The organism is Kitasatospora sp. NPDC059577 (genome assembly GCF_042735475.1).
GTDB lineage: Bacteria > Actinomycetota > Actinomycetes > Streptomycetales > Streptomycetaceae > Kitasatospora.
Genome location: NZ_JBHWBZ010000001.1, coordinates 120,108 through 136,188 on the forward strand (window position 1 = coordinate 120,108; position 16,081 = coordinate 136,188).

Here is a 16,081-nt window from a genome sequence, read left to right on the forward strand (position 1 = left end):
CGCCCCCCCCGCGCGCCCGCCGGCGCGCCCCCCGCGGGGCGCCGGCCCCCCCGCCGACGTCAGGGGCGCGGGCCGGTCGGCCTCGGGTGGTGGGGCCCGGAGCCCGGCCGCCCGCCGCTGCTCCGCCACCGCCGGCGGGCTGTCAGGCGCCGGCGGCCACCGTCCGGGGCGCCGTGGCGGCCGTGGCGGCCTTGGCGGTGAGGGCGAGGTCGTAGCGGCGCAGCAGGAGGACCGCGGTGGTGGCGAGGCCGAGGAGGAGGCCGAGCCAGAGCCCGCGGGTGTCGCCGCCGAGGGGGTAGGCGAGGAGCCAGGCGGCGGGCAGGCCGACGGCCCAGTAGCCGACGAGGGTGATGCGGAAGCCGCTCCCGGTGTCGTCGAGGCCGCGCAGCAGGCCGACGCCGATGTTCTGTGCGCAGTCGAAGAGCTGGAGGACGGCGACGACGACGAGCAGGCCGGTGGCGATGTGCAGGCCCTGCCGGTCGGCGAGCGAGTCCGGGTCGAAGTAGGGGCGCAGGACGAGGTCGGGGACGGTGAGGTAGACGGTGCCGACCAGGGTGGTGACGACGGCGCCGCAGGCGAGCGCGGTGTTCCTGATGCGGCGTGCGGCCGCGTACTCGCCGAGGGCGAGTTCGCGGCTGACGTTGATGGAGGCGGCGTGGGAGAGGCCGACGGCGACCTGGAAGACGATGTAGACGAGCTGGTTGACGGCGGTGTGGGCGGCGAGCGCGGCCGGGCCGAAGCTGCCGGCGAGCAGGGCGGTGACGGAGAAGAATCCGGCTTCGGAGCCGTAGGTGGCGGCGATGGGGGTGCCGAGGCCGAGCAGGCGGCGGACGGTCGCGGCGTCGGTGCGCCAGAGGTCCAGGGCCAGCAGCGGTGCGAGCTGGTGGTCGCGGCGGGCGGAGGCGTAGAGGGCGAGGAAGGAGAGCAGGTGGACGCTGCTGGTGGCGACGCCGATGCCGGTGAGGCCGAGCTTCGGCAGGCCCCAGGTGCCGTGGATGAACACCCAGTTGAGGGCGGCGTTGACGGCGACGGAGGCGAGGGTGATCCGCAGGAGGGCCTGGGGGCGGCGCATGCCGACGGTGAACTGGCGGACGGCCTGGAACCAGAGGCAGGGCAGCAGGCCGGGGGCGAGGGCGGAGAGCATGCCCTGGGCGCGGTGGGCGACGGCGGCGTCCTGTCCGAGCCAGGTGGCGGCCTGGCCGATGAGGACCATCAGGACGGCGCCGGCCAGGCCGGCGAGGGTGGCGACCGCCATCGCGGCGCGGACCAGGCCGCGCACCTCGTCGCCGTCCTCGCCCGCGACGGCCGGGACGGCGACGGCCGAAGCAGCAACGGCCGGGACAGCAGCAACGGCCGGAGCAGTGTCGGACGCCTCCTCGGGCGCCTCGTCGGCGGTCCGTTCGGCGCGGGCTGCCGCGGCCGCCACCTGGTTGCCGACGGAGGTGACCAGCCCGACGCCCATGGTGCGGAGCTGGTTGAAGATGACCAGGGCGAGGCCGCCGGCGGCCAGTGCCTCGGTGCCCAGGACGCCCATCATGACGGTGTCGGTGGTGGTGAGGGCGACCTGGGCGAGCTGGGTGAGGGCGAGCGGGACGGCGAGGGCGGCGAGGGCGCGGCTGTCGCGCGCCAGGGTGGTCAGCTGCTGCATGGCGGTTGTCACGTCTCGGTTGTCACGTCTCTTGGGTTCAGGGCCTGCGGAGCTTGGAGAGGGCCTCGTCGACGGCGTCCTCGACGGTCTCGTCGAGGAGGTCGCGGGTGGTCATCCAGTCGTCGTCGAAGACGGTGTCCAGGTACTTCTCGCCGCCGTCGTTGACGAACGCGACCATAACGGCGTCCGGCGGCAGGGTCGTCAGGCGGGCCAGGGCCTCGTGGACCACGCCGCCGGCGGAGCCGCCGATGAGCAGGCCGGTGCGGCGGGCGACGACGCGGGCGGTGGCGAAGGCCTCGACGTCGCCGACCTTGACGCCCTCGTCGATGAGGTCGTAGTCGACGAGCAGGCCGATGGTGGCGCCCTCGGGGGTGCCGGTGCCGGACTGGTAGTAGTCGTGGGCGGGCGGCCCGAAGGCGATGGAGCCCTTCGGTTCGACGCCGACGACCGCGACGCCGGGCACGTACTTCTTGAGCTCGCGGGCGGTGCCGCACAGGCCGCCGCCGGTGCCGACGGCGCCGATCAGCACGTCGACGCGGTTGTCGAGGGCTTGGGCGATCTCCCGGCCGACGGCGTGGTAGCCGACGGCGTTGCCGGGGTTGTTGTGCTGCTCGGTGAAGAAGGTGTTGTCCTTGCCGCGGGCCATCTTCTCGGCGAGTTCCTCGCGGGCGGCGGTGTGGAGCTCCTCGCCGTCGGTGTCGGCATCGACGTGGACGAGTTCGGTGCCCATCGCCTTCATGCTGCGCAGCTTGTCGGCGGCGGCGTGGTTGTCGACGACGGCGGTGAAGCGGTAGCCGCGTTCGGCGGCGACGACGGCGAGTCCGAGGCCGGTGTTGCCGGAGGTGGACTCGATGATGTGGCCGCCTTCACGCAGCTGCCCGCGCTGTTCGGCGTCGAGGACCATCTGGCGGGCCATGCGGATCTTGGCGCTGCCGGTGGGGTTGAACATCTCCAGCTTCAGCAGGAGGCGGGCGCCGTTGTCGGCGCGGGCGAGTTCGAACAGCGGGGTGTAGCCGATGAGGTCGGATATCCGGCTGACCACCGGGGGGCGGGTCAGGGCGTCGGTCATGAGGGGGCTCCGTGGGGACGGCGGGGCGGGGACGGCGGGGCGGTGACGGCGGGGCGGTGACGGCGAAACGGGGTCAGCGGTCGAGGTGCCAGCGCGGGCGGGGGCTGCCGGCCGGGTGGTCGATGACGACCTTCGGCGGCAGCGGGAGTTCGTGGAAGGGGGACTCGTTGGAGTCCATCTGGTAGCCGGCGGTGTTGGGGTAGACGAGGAGGTCGCCGGGGCGGGGCCGGGTGGGGAAGGAGATCTTGCGCCAGGTGAGCAGGTCGGAGTCGAGGCAGCTGGCGCCGCCCACGCACGCCCGGAACTCCTCGGCGTCGCGGCCGGGGGAGTGTGGGAGGAGGAGCGGCTCGGGCAGGTACTCGCTGTTGAACCACTGTTCGGACAGGCTCAGGCTGGTGCCGTCGACGGTGAGGATCCCGTAGCCGGCACGGTCCTTGACGCCCTGGACGGTGAACACCGTGGACCCGGCGCCGGCCAGCAGGGCCCGGCCGGGCTCCAGCAGCAGCATCACGCCTGCCTCCCGCAGCCGTTGGGCCAGCGGGTCGCCGGTTCCGCCCGGTCGGGCGGCGAGGATCGCGCGCAGGGCGTCGGCGCCCGCGACGGGTGAGTGGTAGGGGTAGAAGTCGTCCGCGGTGAAGACCTTGCGGGCGTGGTAGTCGTCGGGGCCCTGTTCGGCGAGGAACGTCTCCCAGGCGCCGGCGGGCACGTAGTCGACGGCGAAGCCGCCGCCGATGCTGATCCGGTCGGCCCGCAGGCCCAGGACCCGTGCCTTGAGGCACAGTTCGACGAGCTCGCCGGCGAGGTCGGCGCGGGGCTGCACCTCGTAGCCGGACAGGTGGAAGCTGAAGCCCTCCATCCGGACCCGCTCACCCGCCGAGGCGCAGCGCAGCAGCGCGGCGTCGAGCTGGTCGTCGTCGAGGCCGAAGCGGCTCTTGGGCTGGGCGGGCGGGAGGCGGCGCAGCAGGACGCGGACCGGTCCGCGGGTGTCCAGGTGCAGGACGCGCTCCAGTTCGTCGAGGGAGTCGACGGCGATCAGCGCGCCCTGGAGGGCTGCGACGCGCAGCAGGGCGTCGGCCTTGGCGGGCCCGGTGACGACGAGGTCCTCGCCGCGCACGCCGTGGCCGAGTGCTTCGCGCAGCTCGCCCGGGCTGGCCACGTCCACGCCGGCGCCCGTGTGGGCGCAGCGTTCGACGAACGCGGCGGCCTTGTTGGCCTTCTTCGCGAAGTACACCGCGCCGTCCACTCCGGCGTCGGCGAGTGCGGTGCGGAACGCGGCGAGGTTGGTGTCGAAGCGTTCGGGCAGCAGGTAGTGGAACCCTCCGCCGAGGCCGTGGACGAGTTCCCGGAGCAGTCCGCTGGCGTGGATGCGCTCGGCGAGGGGGTCGGGGTGGGCGGGCAGGGTCAGCGCCACAGTGCGACCTCGGTGCCCAGGCCCTGTTCGGCGGCGAGCTGGGCGAAGCGGTGGCCGAGGGCTGTGTCGGTGACGACCAGTCCGCTGTTGTAGGCGAAGATCCGCTGGTCGGGTGCGGTACGGGCTTTGAAGACGCCGGAGATGACGACGGGTAGTTCCAGGTCGACGGCGGGCAGGTTGCCGTCGGCGTCGGCCATGTCGGTGCCGGTGACGCGCATCTGGGCCTCGCTGGTGGCGATGACCCGGTCGGCGCGGTGCAGCGTGGAGGGGGCGAGGCCGTGGCCGACGAGGATCGCGGTCGCGCCGGGCTTGAGCCAGTCGGCCTCGACGGCGGCGGGGGTGTGGCCTCCGGCGGTGGCGACGATGACGTCGGCGTCGCGTGCGGCCGCCTTGAGGTCGGTGACCAACTCCAGCTCACGGCCGGGGAAGTGGCGCTCCAGTTGTTGCCGGACGGCGGCGATGCCGTCGGGGTGGGTGCCGGACAGCAGCAGGCGCTCCAGCCCGGGCAGGGTGGTGAGCAGGAACGGCAGGGCGAGGCGGCCCTGGGTGCCGGTGCCGATCACCAGCGCGGTGGACGCGTCGGGGGTGGCGCACTCGCGGGCCAGCAGGGCGGAGACGGCCGGGGTGCGCAGGGAGCCGATGCGGGAGCAGTCCATCATGGCGACGGGCAGGCCGGTGACGTCGTCGTAGACGGTCAGCGTCGTGTAGTAGTGCTGCTCGTCGCGGCCCTTGTCGAGGCCGTGCTTGTACGAGGTCTTGATGGCGACGACGTTCCGGGCTCCGTCGCGGGCGAGCATGGCGTAGGAGACGGAGTGCCCGTCGGCGGGCTTGACGGTGAGTTTGCGCGGGTTGTCGGACCGGCCCGCGGCCAGGGTGCGGTAGGCCTGTTCGACGGTGTCGACGACGTCGGTCAGGGTGATGTCCAGGCCGGCGAGGTCGCTGGTGGAGAGTACGCGCAGGGTGGTGTCGTCCCGGTCCACGTGGGTGCCCTTTCGGATGGCTGAGGCGGTGTCTGGAAGGCGGGGGCGGGGGCGGGCGGAGGGTCAGGCGGCCCAGGCGGTGAGGGCGGCCTGGCCGTAGCCGTGCTCGTCGTGTTCGGCGCCGGGGCGGGTGGGGCGGTCCTCCACCCGGACGGAGGCGCGCTTGAGCCAGCGGTCGGTGCCGTCGTAGCGGGCCCGGAACGGGACGCGGCCGTGGACGACGAGGTCGTTGTCGACGACCAGGACGTCGCCGGGCTCCAGGCTCACCGCGACCGACACCCGGGCGAGCTCCTGCCCGAGGCGGCCGTACGCCTCCCGCCACTGCTCGTCCGTCTCCTCCAGCGGGGTGTAGGCGGGGTCGTAGCGCATGGTCAGGCCCTCGGGCGAGTCGAAGAGGGTGGGCACCGGCGCGGGGCGGCCGGCGAACTTCCGGGCCTGCTCGTAGGCGTCGTCGGGCAGGATCGGCGCGACGGGCCGCTTCAGCTGTTCCAGGTCGTCCTGCGCGAGTTCGGTCAGGCGCACGCTGGCCGCGGTGGTGGCGATGTCGTCGTGGTTGCGCATGCAGCACAGCAGCAGCAGGTGGGCGCGGCCGGGGTGGAAGGCGTCCTCGGTGTGCGGGGTGAGCAGCACGGAGCTGGAGGCGCCGGTCTGTTCGCTCTCGTGGCCGGGGGAGGGAACGATGTTGTGGACGAACCGGCCGTCCTGCTGGCCGTCCCAGGCGATCGGGGTGCCCATCAGCGTGGAGACCAGCAGCAGGACCACGTCCCACAGCGCGCCGGCGTCGCCGACGGTCGACCAGTGGCCGGGCGTCGGGCCGAGTTCGGTGTCGTCCGGGCGCAGGCCGCGCAGCACGAACAGGCCGTCGGCGGTGTCCACCGGGCGCAGCGCGTCCCGGAGTTCGCTGCTGAGCTGGGCGCACATGACGGGCAGGTCGGCCGGCAGGCCGGGGCTGGTCGCCGAACCGTGGAATTTCAGCAGCCGGGCGGCGGTGGTGGTCAGTTCCGCGGCGGCGGCAGTGTCGAGACGGCGTACCGGGGCAGGGCAGGTGGGCACGGCGGGGCCTTCCGGGGACAGGGACGGGGAGAGGCGTGCGGACACGCGGCATCACCGCGCCGGTGCGGACGGCGGACGGGAGCAGCGCGTGACGAGGTGGGGTCCGGGGCGGCTCGAACGGCCGGACGACAGGAAACGTAACAACGACTTCGAGGTAAGGCAAGCCTTACCAAGCCATGTGTCTACATGTACGTAGTCTCGGTTCCGTGAGGCGGCGCACGCGAGGCGCAGGGTCAATTTCCCTGCTCGGAAGCTGATTTGAGGCTCGGGGGCGCACGGCTGGATGGCGGGCGCGCTCCGCGGGGCGGCTTGCGTCCGGTCTCGAAATTAGGATAGGTAAACCTAAGTAAATCGAGCTCAACCCGAATCGAGGAACGAACGTGGGCGTCACCAGACGACAGCTGCTGTGGGCCGGTGCCGGTATCGGGGCGGCCGGCGCGCTCGCCGCCTGCAGCAGCGGTACGGGCGGATCCAAGGACGCGGCACCCTCGGGTGCGGCGCCCTCGCAGCCCCGTGCCGGAGGGACGCTGAAGGTCGGCGCCCTCGGCAAGGCCTCCGCGATCACCCGCGACCCGCACGGCACGCAGGCCAACGAGAGCGACTACCTGATCATCAGCCTGATCTACGACACGCTCGCGATACCCGGCGACACGACCAACACCGCCCCGCGCCTGGCCGCCTCCTGGAAGCCCTCGGAGGACCTGAAGACCTGGCGCTTCACCATCGCCGACGGCGCCGCCTTCCACGACGGCACCCCCGTCACCGCCGACGACGTCGTCTGGTCGCTGCAGCGCCTGCGCAACACCCCGTCCGGCAAGAGCCGCCTGCCCGGCATCCAGCCCGAGGGCATCAGGGCCGAGGATGCGAAGACCGTCGTCCTGGTCTCCGACTACCCCAACGCCGAGCTGCCGCTGCTGACCCGCCTGACCACCTTCGTCCTCAAGAAGGACACCAAGGACGACGCGATCGCGGGCGCCCCCGGCACCGGCCCGTTCAAGCTCGACTGGTACCGCGACGGCAACGCCCGCCTGGTCCGCAACGACACCTGGTACGGCGGCAAGGTCCTCCTCGACGCCGTCGAGGTGCGGCTGTTCGAGAGCCCCCAGGCCATGGCCAACGCCCTGCTGGCCGGGCAGATCGACCTCGCCTCCAACGTCGGTGCCGTCGCCGCCCGCACCGCCGAGGCCCGCAAGGACGTCCGGATCCTGCGCCGCCCCAACGACATGGCGATGCCCATCGTCATGCGCACCGCCGACGGCCCGTTCGCCGACCCTCGCGTCCGCGAGGCCCTCAAGCTCGCGGTCGACCGCGACGCCATGGTCAAGCAGGTCCTCTCCGGCTACGGCAGCGTCGCCAACGACATCCTCGGCACCGGCGACCCCGCCTTCGCCAAGGACATCCCCCAGCGCAAGCGCGACCTCGCCAGGGCCAAGCAACTCCTCGCGGACGCCGGATTCGACACCTCCCGGACCTACGACCTGATCACCACCGAGGACATCTCCGGTCTGGCCGAGTCGGCGACCCTGTTCGCCACCCAGGTCCGCGAGGCCGGCGTGAAGATCAACGTCGTGAAGCAGGACTCCAAGGTCTTCTGGGACGCCACCTGGCTCAAGGCCCCGCTCTACACGACGTATTGGGGCACCAACGACTCCGTGGTCTTCTTCGCCTCCAAGACGATGCTCTCGGACGCCGGCCAGAACGAGTCCGCCTTCAAGGACCCCGCCTTCGACGAGGCCTACCGCACGGCCATGGGCACCGCGGACGCCGCCGAGCGCGGCAAGCTGCTGCACCGGCTCCAGGAGATCGAGTTCGCCACGTCCGGCTACCTGCTGTGGGGCATGGCCGACGGCATCGACCTCGCCGGGGCCGCCGTGCGCGACCTGCCCAAGCTCCCCGGCTACGGCCGCGTCCAGCTCGACAAGACCTGGCTGGCGCGTTGACCACGCTCCAACCGGCCGGCGCCCGCGCGCCGCACGGCCTCCCGGCCCGCATCCTCCCCGGTGCGGGCCGGGTCGCCCGGCAGGCGGCCCGGCGCCTGGTGATGCTCGTCGTCCTGCTCGCCGGCGTCTTCGCCGCCATCGAGCTCCTGCCGGGCGACGCCGCCGGCGCCACCTCGGACCGGGGCGTCACCGCCGCCGACCTCGCCGCCCGCCGCACCGCCCTCGGACTCGACCGCCCGGTCGCCGAGCGGTTCCTGGACTGGATGACCGGCCTGCCCACCGGCGACCTCGGCACCACCGCACGCGGCCGGCACGTCACCGACGTCCTGGCCGGCCCCTTCCCCAACACCCTCCTGCTCGGCACCCTCGCACTCGCCCTCAGCGCCGTCGGCGCGCTCGCCCTCGGGAGCTGGGCCACCCTGCGCCCGGGCGGGCGCACCGACCGCGCCATCGACGCCCTGTCCACCGCAGCGTTCGCCCTGCCGGAGTTCGTCGTCTCCGTCGCCCTCCTTCTGCTGCTGTCCCAGTGGACCGGCTGGCTGCCCGCCGTCACCCTCACCGGCCCCGACGGCAGACCCGAATCGTGGACGATGACCGTCCTGCCGCTGCTCTCCCTGGCGATCCCCCAGATCGGCTGGAACACCCGCATCGTGCGCGGCGCACTCGCCGACCAGTCCGCCCTGCCGCACGTCCAGGCCGCGATCCTCGACGGCCTGCCGCGCCGACGCATCCTCGGCCACCACATGCTCCCGGGCGCCCTGCCCGCCATCGCCGTCGGCATCGCCACCTCCGCCGGCATGCTCCTGGGCGGCACCGTCGTCGTCGAGACCCTCTTCAACTACCCCGGTATCGGCGCCATCCTGGCCGGTGCCATCACCGACCGCGACACCCCGCTCGTCGCCGGAGTCGTCGCCGCGGCCGGCGCCGCCATCAGCCTGCTCCTGCTGATCGCCGACCTCGTCCGCACCACCACCCTCGGAGAAGAGCGCCGATGACCGCCGACGCCCCGACCGCAGCGGCCCCCGCACCCGCCACCCGCCGCACCGGACGCGTACTCCTCCGCGCCGCTCCCGCACTCGCGCTCGTCGTCCTCGCCCTGGCCGGCCCCCTTCTCGCCCCCCACCCCATCGACACACCTGTCACCTTCCCCTACGCCGAACCCGGCGACGGCGCCGCACTCGGCGGCGACCAGCTCGGCCGCGACGTCCTCAGCCGCCTGCTGACCGGCGGCGCACCCCTGATCGCCACGGCCCTGGCCATCGCCGTCGTCGTCACCGCGACCGCCACCGCCATCGGCATCCTCGCCGTCCTGCGCCCCGCAATCGGGCGGTGGATCGAACGAGCCGCCGACCTGACGATCCTCCTGCCCTCGGTCCTCGCCATCATGCTCATCGCCCTGGCCTGGCCCGCCGGCGGACGCCTCGCCGTCGCAGCCGCGGCCACCCTCCTCGGCATCCCCTACGCCGTACGGATCGTCGCCGCGGCAGCCGCCCCCGTCGCCGCCACCGGCTACATCGAAGCCGCGGCCGCGGGCGGCGAACGGCTGTGGCACCTGATGGTCCATGAGGTGCTGCCCAACCTGCGCTCCACGATCCTCGCCCTGTTCGGCCTGCGCTTCGTCGAAGGCGTCTACATCGTCTCGGTCGCCGCCTTCCTCCAGCTCGGCCCCCAACCACCCGAAGCCGACTGGGCGTTGATGATCCGGGAGAACGCCGCCGGCATCACCCTCAACCCCTGGGCCGTCGGCGCGCCGTGCCTGGCCGTCGGCCTGCTCGCCATCAGCGTGAACCTCGCCGCCGAAGCCCTCGCCCCCGCCCGGCCCACCCCGGAGACCCCGCTGTGAGCACCACCGTCCCCGCCGCCCGCGCCACCGCACTGTCCGTCACCCTCCGGGACGCCCCGCTGCTCACGGACGCGAGCCTCACCCTCACTCCGGGTCGGATCACCGCCATCACCGGACCGTCCGGCGCCGGCAAGACCACCCTGCTGCGCGCCCTCGCCGGCGCCCTGCCCCCGGGCGCCCGCGTCTCCGCCGGGAGCATCGAGGTCCTCGGCCACGACATCCTGGCCCTCCCGCCCGAGGACCTCCGCCGCCTCCGCCGTCACCGGCTCGCCTTCGTCGGCCAGGACCCCGGCTCCGGCCTGAACCCCCGGATGCGCGTCGAACGGCTCATCACCGAGACCGCCCCCGACCGCCGCAGGACCCCCGTCGCGGAGCTCCTGCGCGCGGTCCGCCTCTCCGCCGGCGAAGACCTCGAACGCCGCCGCCCCGCAGGTCTGTCCGGCGGCCAGCAGCGGCGCGTCGCCCTCGCCCGGGCCCTCGCCCGCCGCCCGGAGATCCTCCTCCTCGACGAACCCACCGCCGGCCTCGACGCCGCCCTGCGCGACGACATCGCCGAGCTCCTGCGCGACCTCGCCGACTGCGAGGACCTCGCCATCGCCCTCACCAGCCACGACCCCGACTTCGTCGCCCGCTGCGCCGACGACGCCGTCGCCCTGTGGCCCGACCACCCGGCCACGGACCCGGACCCGGCCACGGATGCGTCCCCGGCCGCTCCCGGGCCGCCGGTGCCGACCGCGCGCGTCCGCACCCGCGTTTCCACGGCGTCGCCCGTCGTCGAGGTGCGGGCGCTCACCGCCGGCATCGGCACGGGCCGCACCCGCCACCGCGTCCTCACCGCCGTCGACCTCGACCTGACGCCCGGCACGCTGACCGGGATCACCGGCCCGTCCGGATGCGGCAAGACCACCCTCCTGCGGACCCTGGCCGGCCTCCACCGGCCGGAGTCCGGAAGCATCACCCTCCACGGCGAACCCCTCGCCTCGTCCTTCCGGCGCCGTACCCGCGACCAGCGCCGCCGCATCCAGCTCGTCCCCCAGAACCCGCTCGGCGCCCTCAACCCCGCCCACACCGTCGCCGCCACCCTCATCCGGCCGCTGAAGGTGCACTTCGCCCTCCCGACAGCCCGGTGCGAGGAGCGGGTCGCCGAGCTGCTCACCGCTGTCGGCCTGCCCCCGCACTACGCGACCCGCCGGCCCCACGAACTCTCCGGCGGTCAGCGCCAGCGCGTCTCCCTGGCCCGCGCCCTCGCCGCCGAACCCGACGTCCTGCTCTGCGACGAGGTCACCTCCGCCCTCGACACCGACACCGCCGCCGCACTCATGCGCCTCCTCGAAGGCCTGCGCACCAGCCGCAGCCTGGCGGTCGTCCTCGTCAGCCACGACCTTCCGCTCGTCGGCGCACACGCCGACCGCGTCCTGCCCCTCGCGGGCCCCCGGCCCGCCCCGCTCACGGCCCGGCACCCCGCGGACAGCATCCGTTGACCCGACGCCGACCGGACCCGACGCCGACCGGACCCGACGCCGACCGGACCCGACGCCGACCGGACCGGACCCGCTCGCGACGGGGCGCGGCGGCCACCCGCCGTCGTCGGCCGCCGCGCCCACCGCGACGACCCGCCTCCGGCGCCCCGGGCCGGGGCGGACCGGTCCCCGATCGCCGACGGGCGGCTGCGGCACGGCCCGCACCGGTACCGAGTCCGCCGCCGAGCCGGCCGGGTCCGTACATCGTCAGTCGGCGCCGGTGCGAGGTGTCTCGGCTGCCGGTGCCGGGTGGACCAGGCGGGCGTCGTAGGCGGCGATGACGAGTTGGGCCCGGTCGCGGGCGCCGAGTTTCATGAGCAGCCGCCCGACGTGGGTCTTGGCGGTGGACAGGCTGACGTGCAGGTGGGCGGCGATCTCGGTGTTCGACAGGCCGAGGCCGACCAGCGTGAGGACTTCCCGCTCCCGTTCCGTCGTCCCGGCCAGCGCGGCGGAGGGTCGGCCGGGCGCCTCGGGGCGACGGGTGAACTCCTCGACGAGGCGGCGGGTGACGCCCGGGGCGAGGAGGGCGTCACCCGCCGCGATGACGCGGATCGCCGCCAGCAGGTCGGCCGGCCGGGTGTCCTTGAGCAGGAAGCCGCTCGCGCCCGCGTGGAGGGCGGCGAAGACGTACTCGTCGATGTCGAAGGTGGTCAGGATCAGCACCCTGACACCGGAGAGCGTCGGGTCGGCGGTGATCCGCCGGGTCGCCTCGATGCCGTCCAGGCCCGGCATCCTGATGTCCATCAGGACGACGTCGGGCTTCTCGCGCCGGGCGAGTTCGACGGCCTCCTCACCCGACTCGGCCTCGCCGACGGCGGTCAGATCGGGTGCGGTGTCCACGAGGACGCGGAAGCTGCCACGGACCAGCGCCTGGTCGTCGGCGACCAGCACGCGGATCACAGCGAGCCCCCGGTCGTGGGGAACGGGAACCGGGCAGAGACCTGGAAGCCGCGTCCCGGCCTCGGCCCGGCGCGGAACTCGCCGCCGTACATGCCGACCCGCTCACGCATGCCGACGATTCCGTGGGCGGCCACCGGCCGGGAGGCGCCTTGCCCGGATCCTTCGTCAGTACCGACGCCGTCGTCCGTCACCTCCAGCATCACCGCATCAGGGCGGTACGTGACGGCCACCCGGCACCGCTCCACCGCCGCGTGCTTGATCACATTGGTGACCGCCTCCTGGACGACCCTGAAGGCGGCCAGGTCCAGGCCGGGAGACAGCTCCGGCCGCTCACCGCGAACCTCCAGAGCCACCTGGACGCCCGCCTCGGCGGCCCGCCCCACCAGCGCAGCGAGATCCGCCAGCCCCGGTGCGGGGGCCGTCCCGGCACCACCTCGGCCCGGATGCCCGCTGCCCTCCTCGCCCCTGAGGATCCCGAGCATCGCCCGCATCTCGCGCAGCGCCCCGCGGCTGGTCTCCTCGATGGACGACAGCGCGCGCCGCGCCTCCTCCGGACGCTCGGCGGCGACGTGGTTCGCGACCCCTGCCTGCACCGCGATCACGCTCATCGTGTGGGCCACCACGTCGTGCAACTCCCTCGCTATCCGCAGGCGTTCCTCACCGGCGGCGCGACGGGCCCCGGCCAGCTGCTCCTGTACGCGCTGCTCCGCCCGGGTGCGCAGGCTGTCGGCGTAGAGTCTCTGCTGCTGCACCGCGTAGCCGATGGTCCACGCCACCGTGACGAGCAGCGCGCTCTCGACGACCAGCGCGGGGCTGTGCCGGGTGGGCGGACCGTACGGCAGGTCGAGGAATCCGGTGAGCCCGGCGGCCGGCACCATCACCAGCAAGGTCGCGGCGAGCACCCGGAGCGCCTGGCGACGCGGGGACCGCTGGGGGACCACGTACATCACGAAGGCGACCGCCACCAGCGGCACCGGCCCCCCGCGCGCGAAGGTGGCCACGGCTCCGGCGGTCACGACCGCCGCGAGCACGGCACGCGGCCAGCGTCGGCGGAACGCCACCGCCAGCAGGGCGAGCACGGCGACCAGGACGTCCACCGGGTTCAGCCCGCCCAGGTCGGCCGAGCCCTGCCAGAGCAAGGTGGAACCGGCCATCGCCAGTACGGCGGCGGCGCAGTCGATCACGACCCGGTGCCGCGTGCTCAGCCGCTTGAGCAGGGGCGGTCGAAGAGACTCCATGATCGCAATGTAGCCACCGGGGCCGAGGCCCCGCGTCGGTCTGGGGACTGACGTGGAGAGGTGTACCTGAGGCCAGTCGGGCGCGTCGAGGTCTGTCCTCGGGCCCGACGCCGTCGTCGTCCCTCCGACGGCACGGTGGGAGCCGTCGCCGCGGCACACCGCGGCGGATCACTCACGGGCTACCCGTGATCGGAGGAGGACCATGACCGCCGTCATCGAGGCCCACGGGCTGGGCAAGCGGTACCGGGGCCGGTGGGCCCTGACGGAATGCACCCTGTCGATCCCGCCGGGACGGGTGGTGGGACTGGTCGGCCCCAACGGCGCCGGCAAGTCCACCCTGCTGAACCTGGCCTGCGGCCAACTGCGCCCCACCACCGGAACCATTCGCGTCCTCGGTAGCCGGCCCGCGGACGGCCCCGGACAGCTGGCCAGGGTCGGCTTCGTCGCCCAGGACACCCCGGTCTACGCCGGATTGTCGATCGCCGACCACCTGCGCTTCGGCGCCCGCATGAACCCCGGCTGGGACCAGGACGCCGCGCACCGCCGGATCGCACAGCTCGGCCTCGATCCGCAGCAGAAGGCCGGCAGGCTGTCCGGCGGCCAACGCGCCCAACTGGCACTGACTCTCGCCACCGCGAAGCAGCCCGAACTGCTGCTGCTGGACGAGCCGGTGGCCGCCCTCGACCCGCTGGCCCGGCGCTCCTTCCTGCACGGCCTGACGGAGTTCGCCGGGGAACGGGAAGACCGGACCGTCGTCCTGTCCTCCCACGTGATCACCGACCTCGAACGGGTCTGCGACCACCTGCTCCTGATCTCCGGAGGCCGGGTCCAACTGGCCGGACCGTGCGAGGAACTGATCGCCGAGCACTACCGGATCGTCGGCCCGCGCCGTCCGGCCTCCGCACTTCCCGCGTCCCTGTCGGTCGTGCAGGAGCACCACGCCGACGACAGGAGCTCGTTCGTCGTCAGGACCACCGCACCGCTCCCCGAGGGGCACTGGGCAGCCGAGCGCCTCGACCTCGAAGACCTCGTCCTCGCGTACCTGGCCCGGGACCGGCAGGCGCACAACCCGCATGACCTGGAGGGCCTCCGATGATCTGGGTGACCTGGCGCCAGTTCCGCACCCAGGCGATCGCCGGCGCGATCGCTCTCGGCGCAGCCGCCGTCTACCTCCTGCTGCTCGGACTGAACATCCGCGGTGACTACGACCGCAGCCTGGCGGGATGCATCGCCACGGGCTGTGCGCCCGGCCTCGTCTCCGGCTTCGAGGACACGTACTCCACCGTCGTCACGCTCACGGACGTCGCCCTGATGACCGTCCCCGGCCTGCTCGGCGTCTTCTGGGGAGCGCCGTTGATCAGCGGGGAGCTGGCAGCCGGAACGCATCGGCTGGCCTGGCACCAGAGCGTCACCCGGACCCGCTGGCTGACGGTGAAGCTGCTGGTCGTCGGCCTCGGTGCGGTCGCCCTGACGGGACTGCTCGACCTGCTGATGTCCTGGAGCGCGAGCCGGTACGACACGGTCGAGGCCGCCCGGTTCTCCGCGCCGGTCTTCGGCGCACGCGGCATCGTCCCGCTCTCCTACGCGGCCTTCGCCTTCGCCCTGGGAGCCGCCGCCGGCCTGCTGCTGCGACGACCGGTCGCCGCCATGGGCCTGACCCTGGCGGTGTTCGCGGCCGTGCAGTTCGCCGTCCCGACCGCCCTCCGGCCGAACTACCTCCCACCGCGCACCGCGGACATCCGGCTCGACACGGCGACGCTGAGCCACGCCGACGGCATCGTCCGGAACGGCTCGTCGCTCGCGATCGGCGGCATCTCCCTCCCGGACGCCTGGGTCCTCTCCTCGGGCCACGCGCTCGACTCGGCCGGACAGCCACCCGGCGCGGAGAAGATCGACACCTGCCTGATGCCGGGCCGGTTCGACGGGACGATCGCCTGCCTGGCCGGACAGGACCTCCACGTGACCGCCACCTACCAGCCGAACACCCGCTACTGGCCCTTCCAGCTCATCGAGGCAGCGCTCTACACCGCCATGACCGCGGCGCTCTCGGGCTTCTGCTTCTTCCGGATCCGACGCCGGACGACCTGACCCGGCTCCGCCCGGTCCTGGGCCGGCTCCGGTCCCGGACCGGGTCCTGAGCCAGGCCCCCGGCTGTCGGTGAGGATGTCCGTGTACAGGGTGCCGGTCACGCTCGGCACCACGACCGTGAGCCAGTACGCGAACGGTGTGCAGGCCTGGTCCTGAGCTGCAGGCCCAGGACGACGGCGGGCACGGCGGTGAAGATCAATGAAGTGTTGATCAGACCGACACCGAGGGGCCGGCGTCGGGCGTCGCCGTGTGCCGTTCAGCGGCGGTCGTCATGCGACCGAGGCTGACGTGCGGGACCCGAACACAGCCTGACCGCCGGCCCGGGGACGCGTTTCGACCGGCCGTGCTGACGGTGGCGATTCCCAGAGGCAGGCGTTCGTGCCGGCGGGCG

General features: G+C 73.6%; 13 protein-coding genes. 6 read left to right on the plus strand and 7 right to left on the minus strand.

The window, feature by feature from the left end:
* Window positions 1–142: 142 nt before the first annotated feature.
* From ACFV0O_RS00585 to ACFV0O_RS00605, 5 genes are all read right to left on the minus strand, one after another.
* The gene (locus tag ACFV0O_RS00585; RefSeq protein WP_380335356.1) at window positions 143–1,648 is read right to left on the minus strand and encodes an MATE family efflux transporter; all 1,506 of its coding nucleotides are present in this window, start codon (window positions 1,646–1,648) and stop codon (window positions 143–145) included.
* A 37-nt stretch (window positions 1,649–1,685) separates the two neighbouring features.
* The gene (locus ACFV0O_RS00590) at window positions 1,686–2,717 is read right to left on the minus strand and encodes a cysteine synthase family protein (RefSeq protein ID WP_380334283.1); all 1,032 of its coding nucleotides are present in this window, start codon (window positions 2,715–2,717) and stop codon (window positions 1,686–1,688) included.
* A 73-nt stretch (window positions 2,718–2,790) separates the two neighbouring features.
* A complete protein-coding gene (locus ACFV0O_RS00595) occupies window positions 2,791–4,128 on the minus strand; it encodes a Y4yA family PLP-dependent enzyme (protein WP_380334286.1) in 1,338 nt (445 codons plus the stop codon).
* Window positions 4,119–5,108: an ornithine cyclodeaminase family protein gene (locus tag ACFV0O_RS00600; protein ID WP_380334289.1), complete on the minus strand. Its 990-nt coding sequence runs from the start codon at window positions 5,106–5,108 to the stop codon at window positions 4,119–4,121. Before ACFV0O_RS00600 ends, ACFV0O_RS00595 begins: the two co-directional genes overlap by 10 nt.
* A gap of 63 nt (window positions 5,109–5,171) precedes the next feature.
* Complete coding sequence (locus tag ACFV0O_RS00605; protein ID WP_380334291.1) at window positions 5,172–6,161, minus strand: TauD/TfdA family dioxygenase; 990 nt, start codon at window positions 6,159–6,161, stop codon at window positions 5,172–5,174.
* A 380-nt stretch (window positions 6,162–6,541) separates the two neighbouring features.
* On the opposite strand from ACFV0O_RS00605, the gene ACFV0O_RS00610 reads away from it, so the two are divergent.
* The 4 genes from ACFV0O_RS00610 to ACFV0O_RS00625 are packed head-to-tail and all read left to right on the plus strand — an operon-like array spanning window position 6,542 to window position 11,425.
* Complete coding sequence (locus tag ACFV0O_RS00610) at window positions 6,542–8,101, plus strand: ABC transporter substrate-binding protein (RefSeq protein WP_380334293.1); 1,560 nt, start codon at window positions 6,542–6,544, stop codon at window positions 8,099–8,101.
* Entirely contained in the window at window positions 8,098–9,096 is a 999-nt protein-coding gene (locus ACFV0O_RS00615) for an ABC transporter permease (protein ID WP_380334296.1), read from the plus strand. The genes ACFV0O_RS00610 and ACFV0O_RS00615 overlap by 4 nt, the downstream gene beginning before the upstream one ends.
* Window positions 9,093–9,944, plus strand: a complete 852-nt coding sequence (locus ACFV0O_RS00620) for an ABC transporter permease subunit (RefSeq protein WP_380334299.1) — start codon at window positions 9,093–9,095, stop codon at window positions 9,942–9,944. The genes ACFV0O_RS00615 and ACFV0O_RS00620 overlap by 4 nt, the downstream gene beginning before the upstream one ends.
* Entirely contained in the window at window positions 9,941–11,425 is a 1,485-nt protein-coding gene (locus tag ACFV0O_RS00625; protein ID WP_380334302.1) for an ABC transporter ATP-binding protein, read from the plus strand. Before ACFV0O_RS00620 ends, ACFV0O_RS00625 begins: the two co-directional genes overlap by 4 nt.
* A 246-nt stretch (window positions 11,426–11,671) precedes the next feature.
* Here the strand turns inward: ACFV0O_RS00625 and ACFV0O_RS00630 are convergent, their stop codons facing one another.
* Complete coding sequence (locus tag ACFV0O_RS00630) at window positions 11,672–12,364, minus strand: response regulator (RefSeq protein WP_380334305.1); 693 nt, start codon at window positions 12,362–12,364, stop codon at window positions 11,672–11,674.
* Complete coding sequence (locus ACFV0O_RS00635; protein ID WP_380334307.1) at window positions 12,361–13,602, minus strand: sensor histidine kinase; 1,242 nt, start codon at window positions 13,600–13,602, stop codon at window positions 12,361–12,363. Before ACFV0O_RS00635 ends, ACFV0O_RS00630 begins: the two co-directional genes overlap by 4 nt.
* A 202-nt stretch (window positions 13,603–13,804) precedes the next feature.
* Between ACFV0O_RS00635 and ACFV0O_RS00640 the strand changes: the two genes are divergently transcribed.
* Together ACFV0O_RS00640 and ACFV0O_RS00645 are read left to right on the plus strand one after the other, a co-directional pair.
* The gene (locus tag ACFV0O_RS00640) at window positions 13,805–14,698 is read left to right on the plus strand and encodes an ABC transporter ATP-binding protein (protein WP_380334310.1); all 894 of its coding nucleotides are present in this window, start codon (window positions 13,805–13,807) and stop codon (window positions 14,696–14,698) included.
* On the plus strand, window positions 14,695–15,690 hold the full coding sequence (locus ACFV0O_RS00645) for a hypothetical protein (RefSeq protein ID WP_380334313.1): 996 nt from the start codon (window positions 14,695–14,697) through the stop codon (window positions 15,688–15,690). The genes ACFV0O_RS00640 and ACFV0O_RS00645 overlap by 4 nt, the downstream gene beginning before the upstream one ends.
* Window positions 15,691–16,081 lie beyond the last annotated feature (391 nt).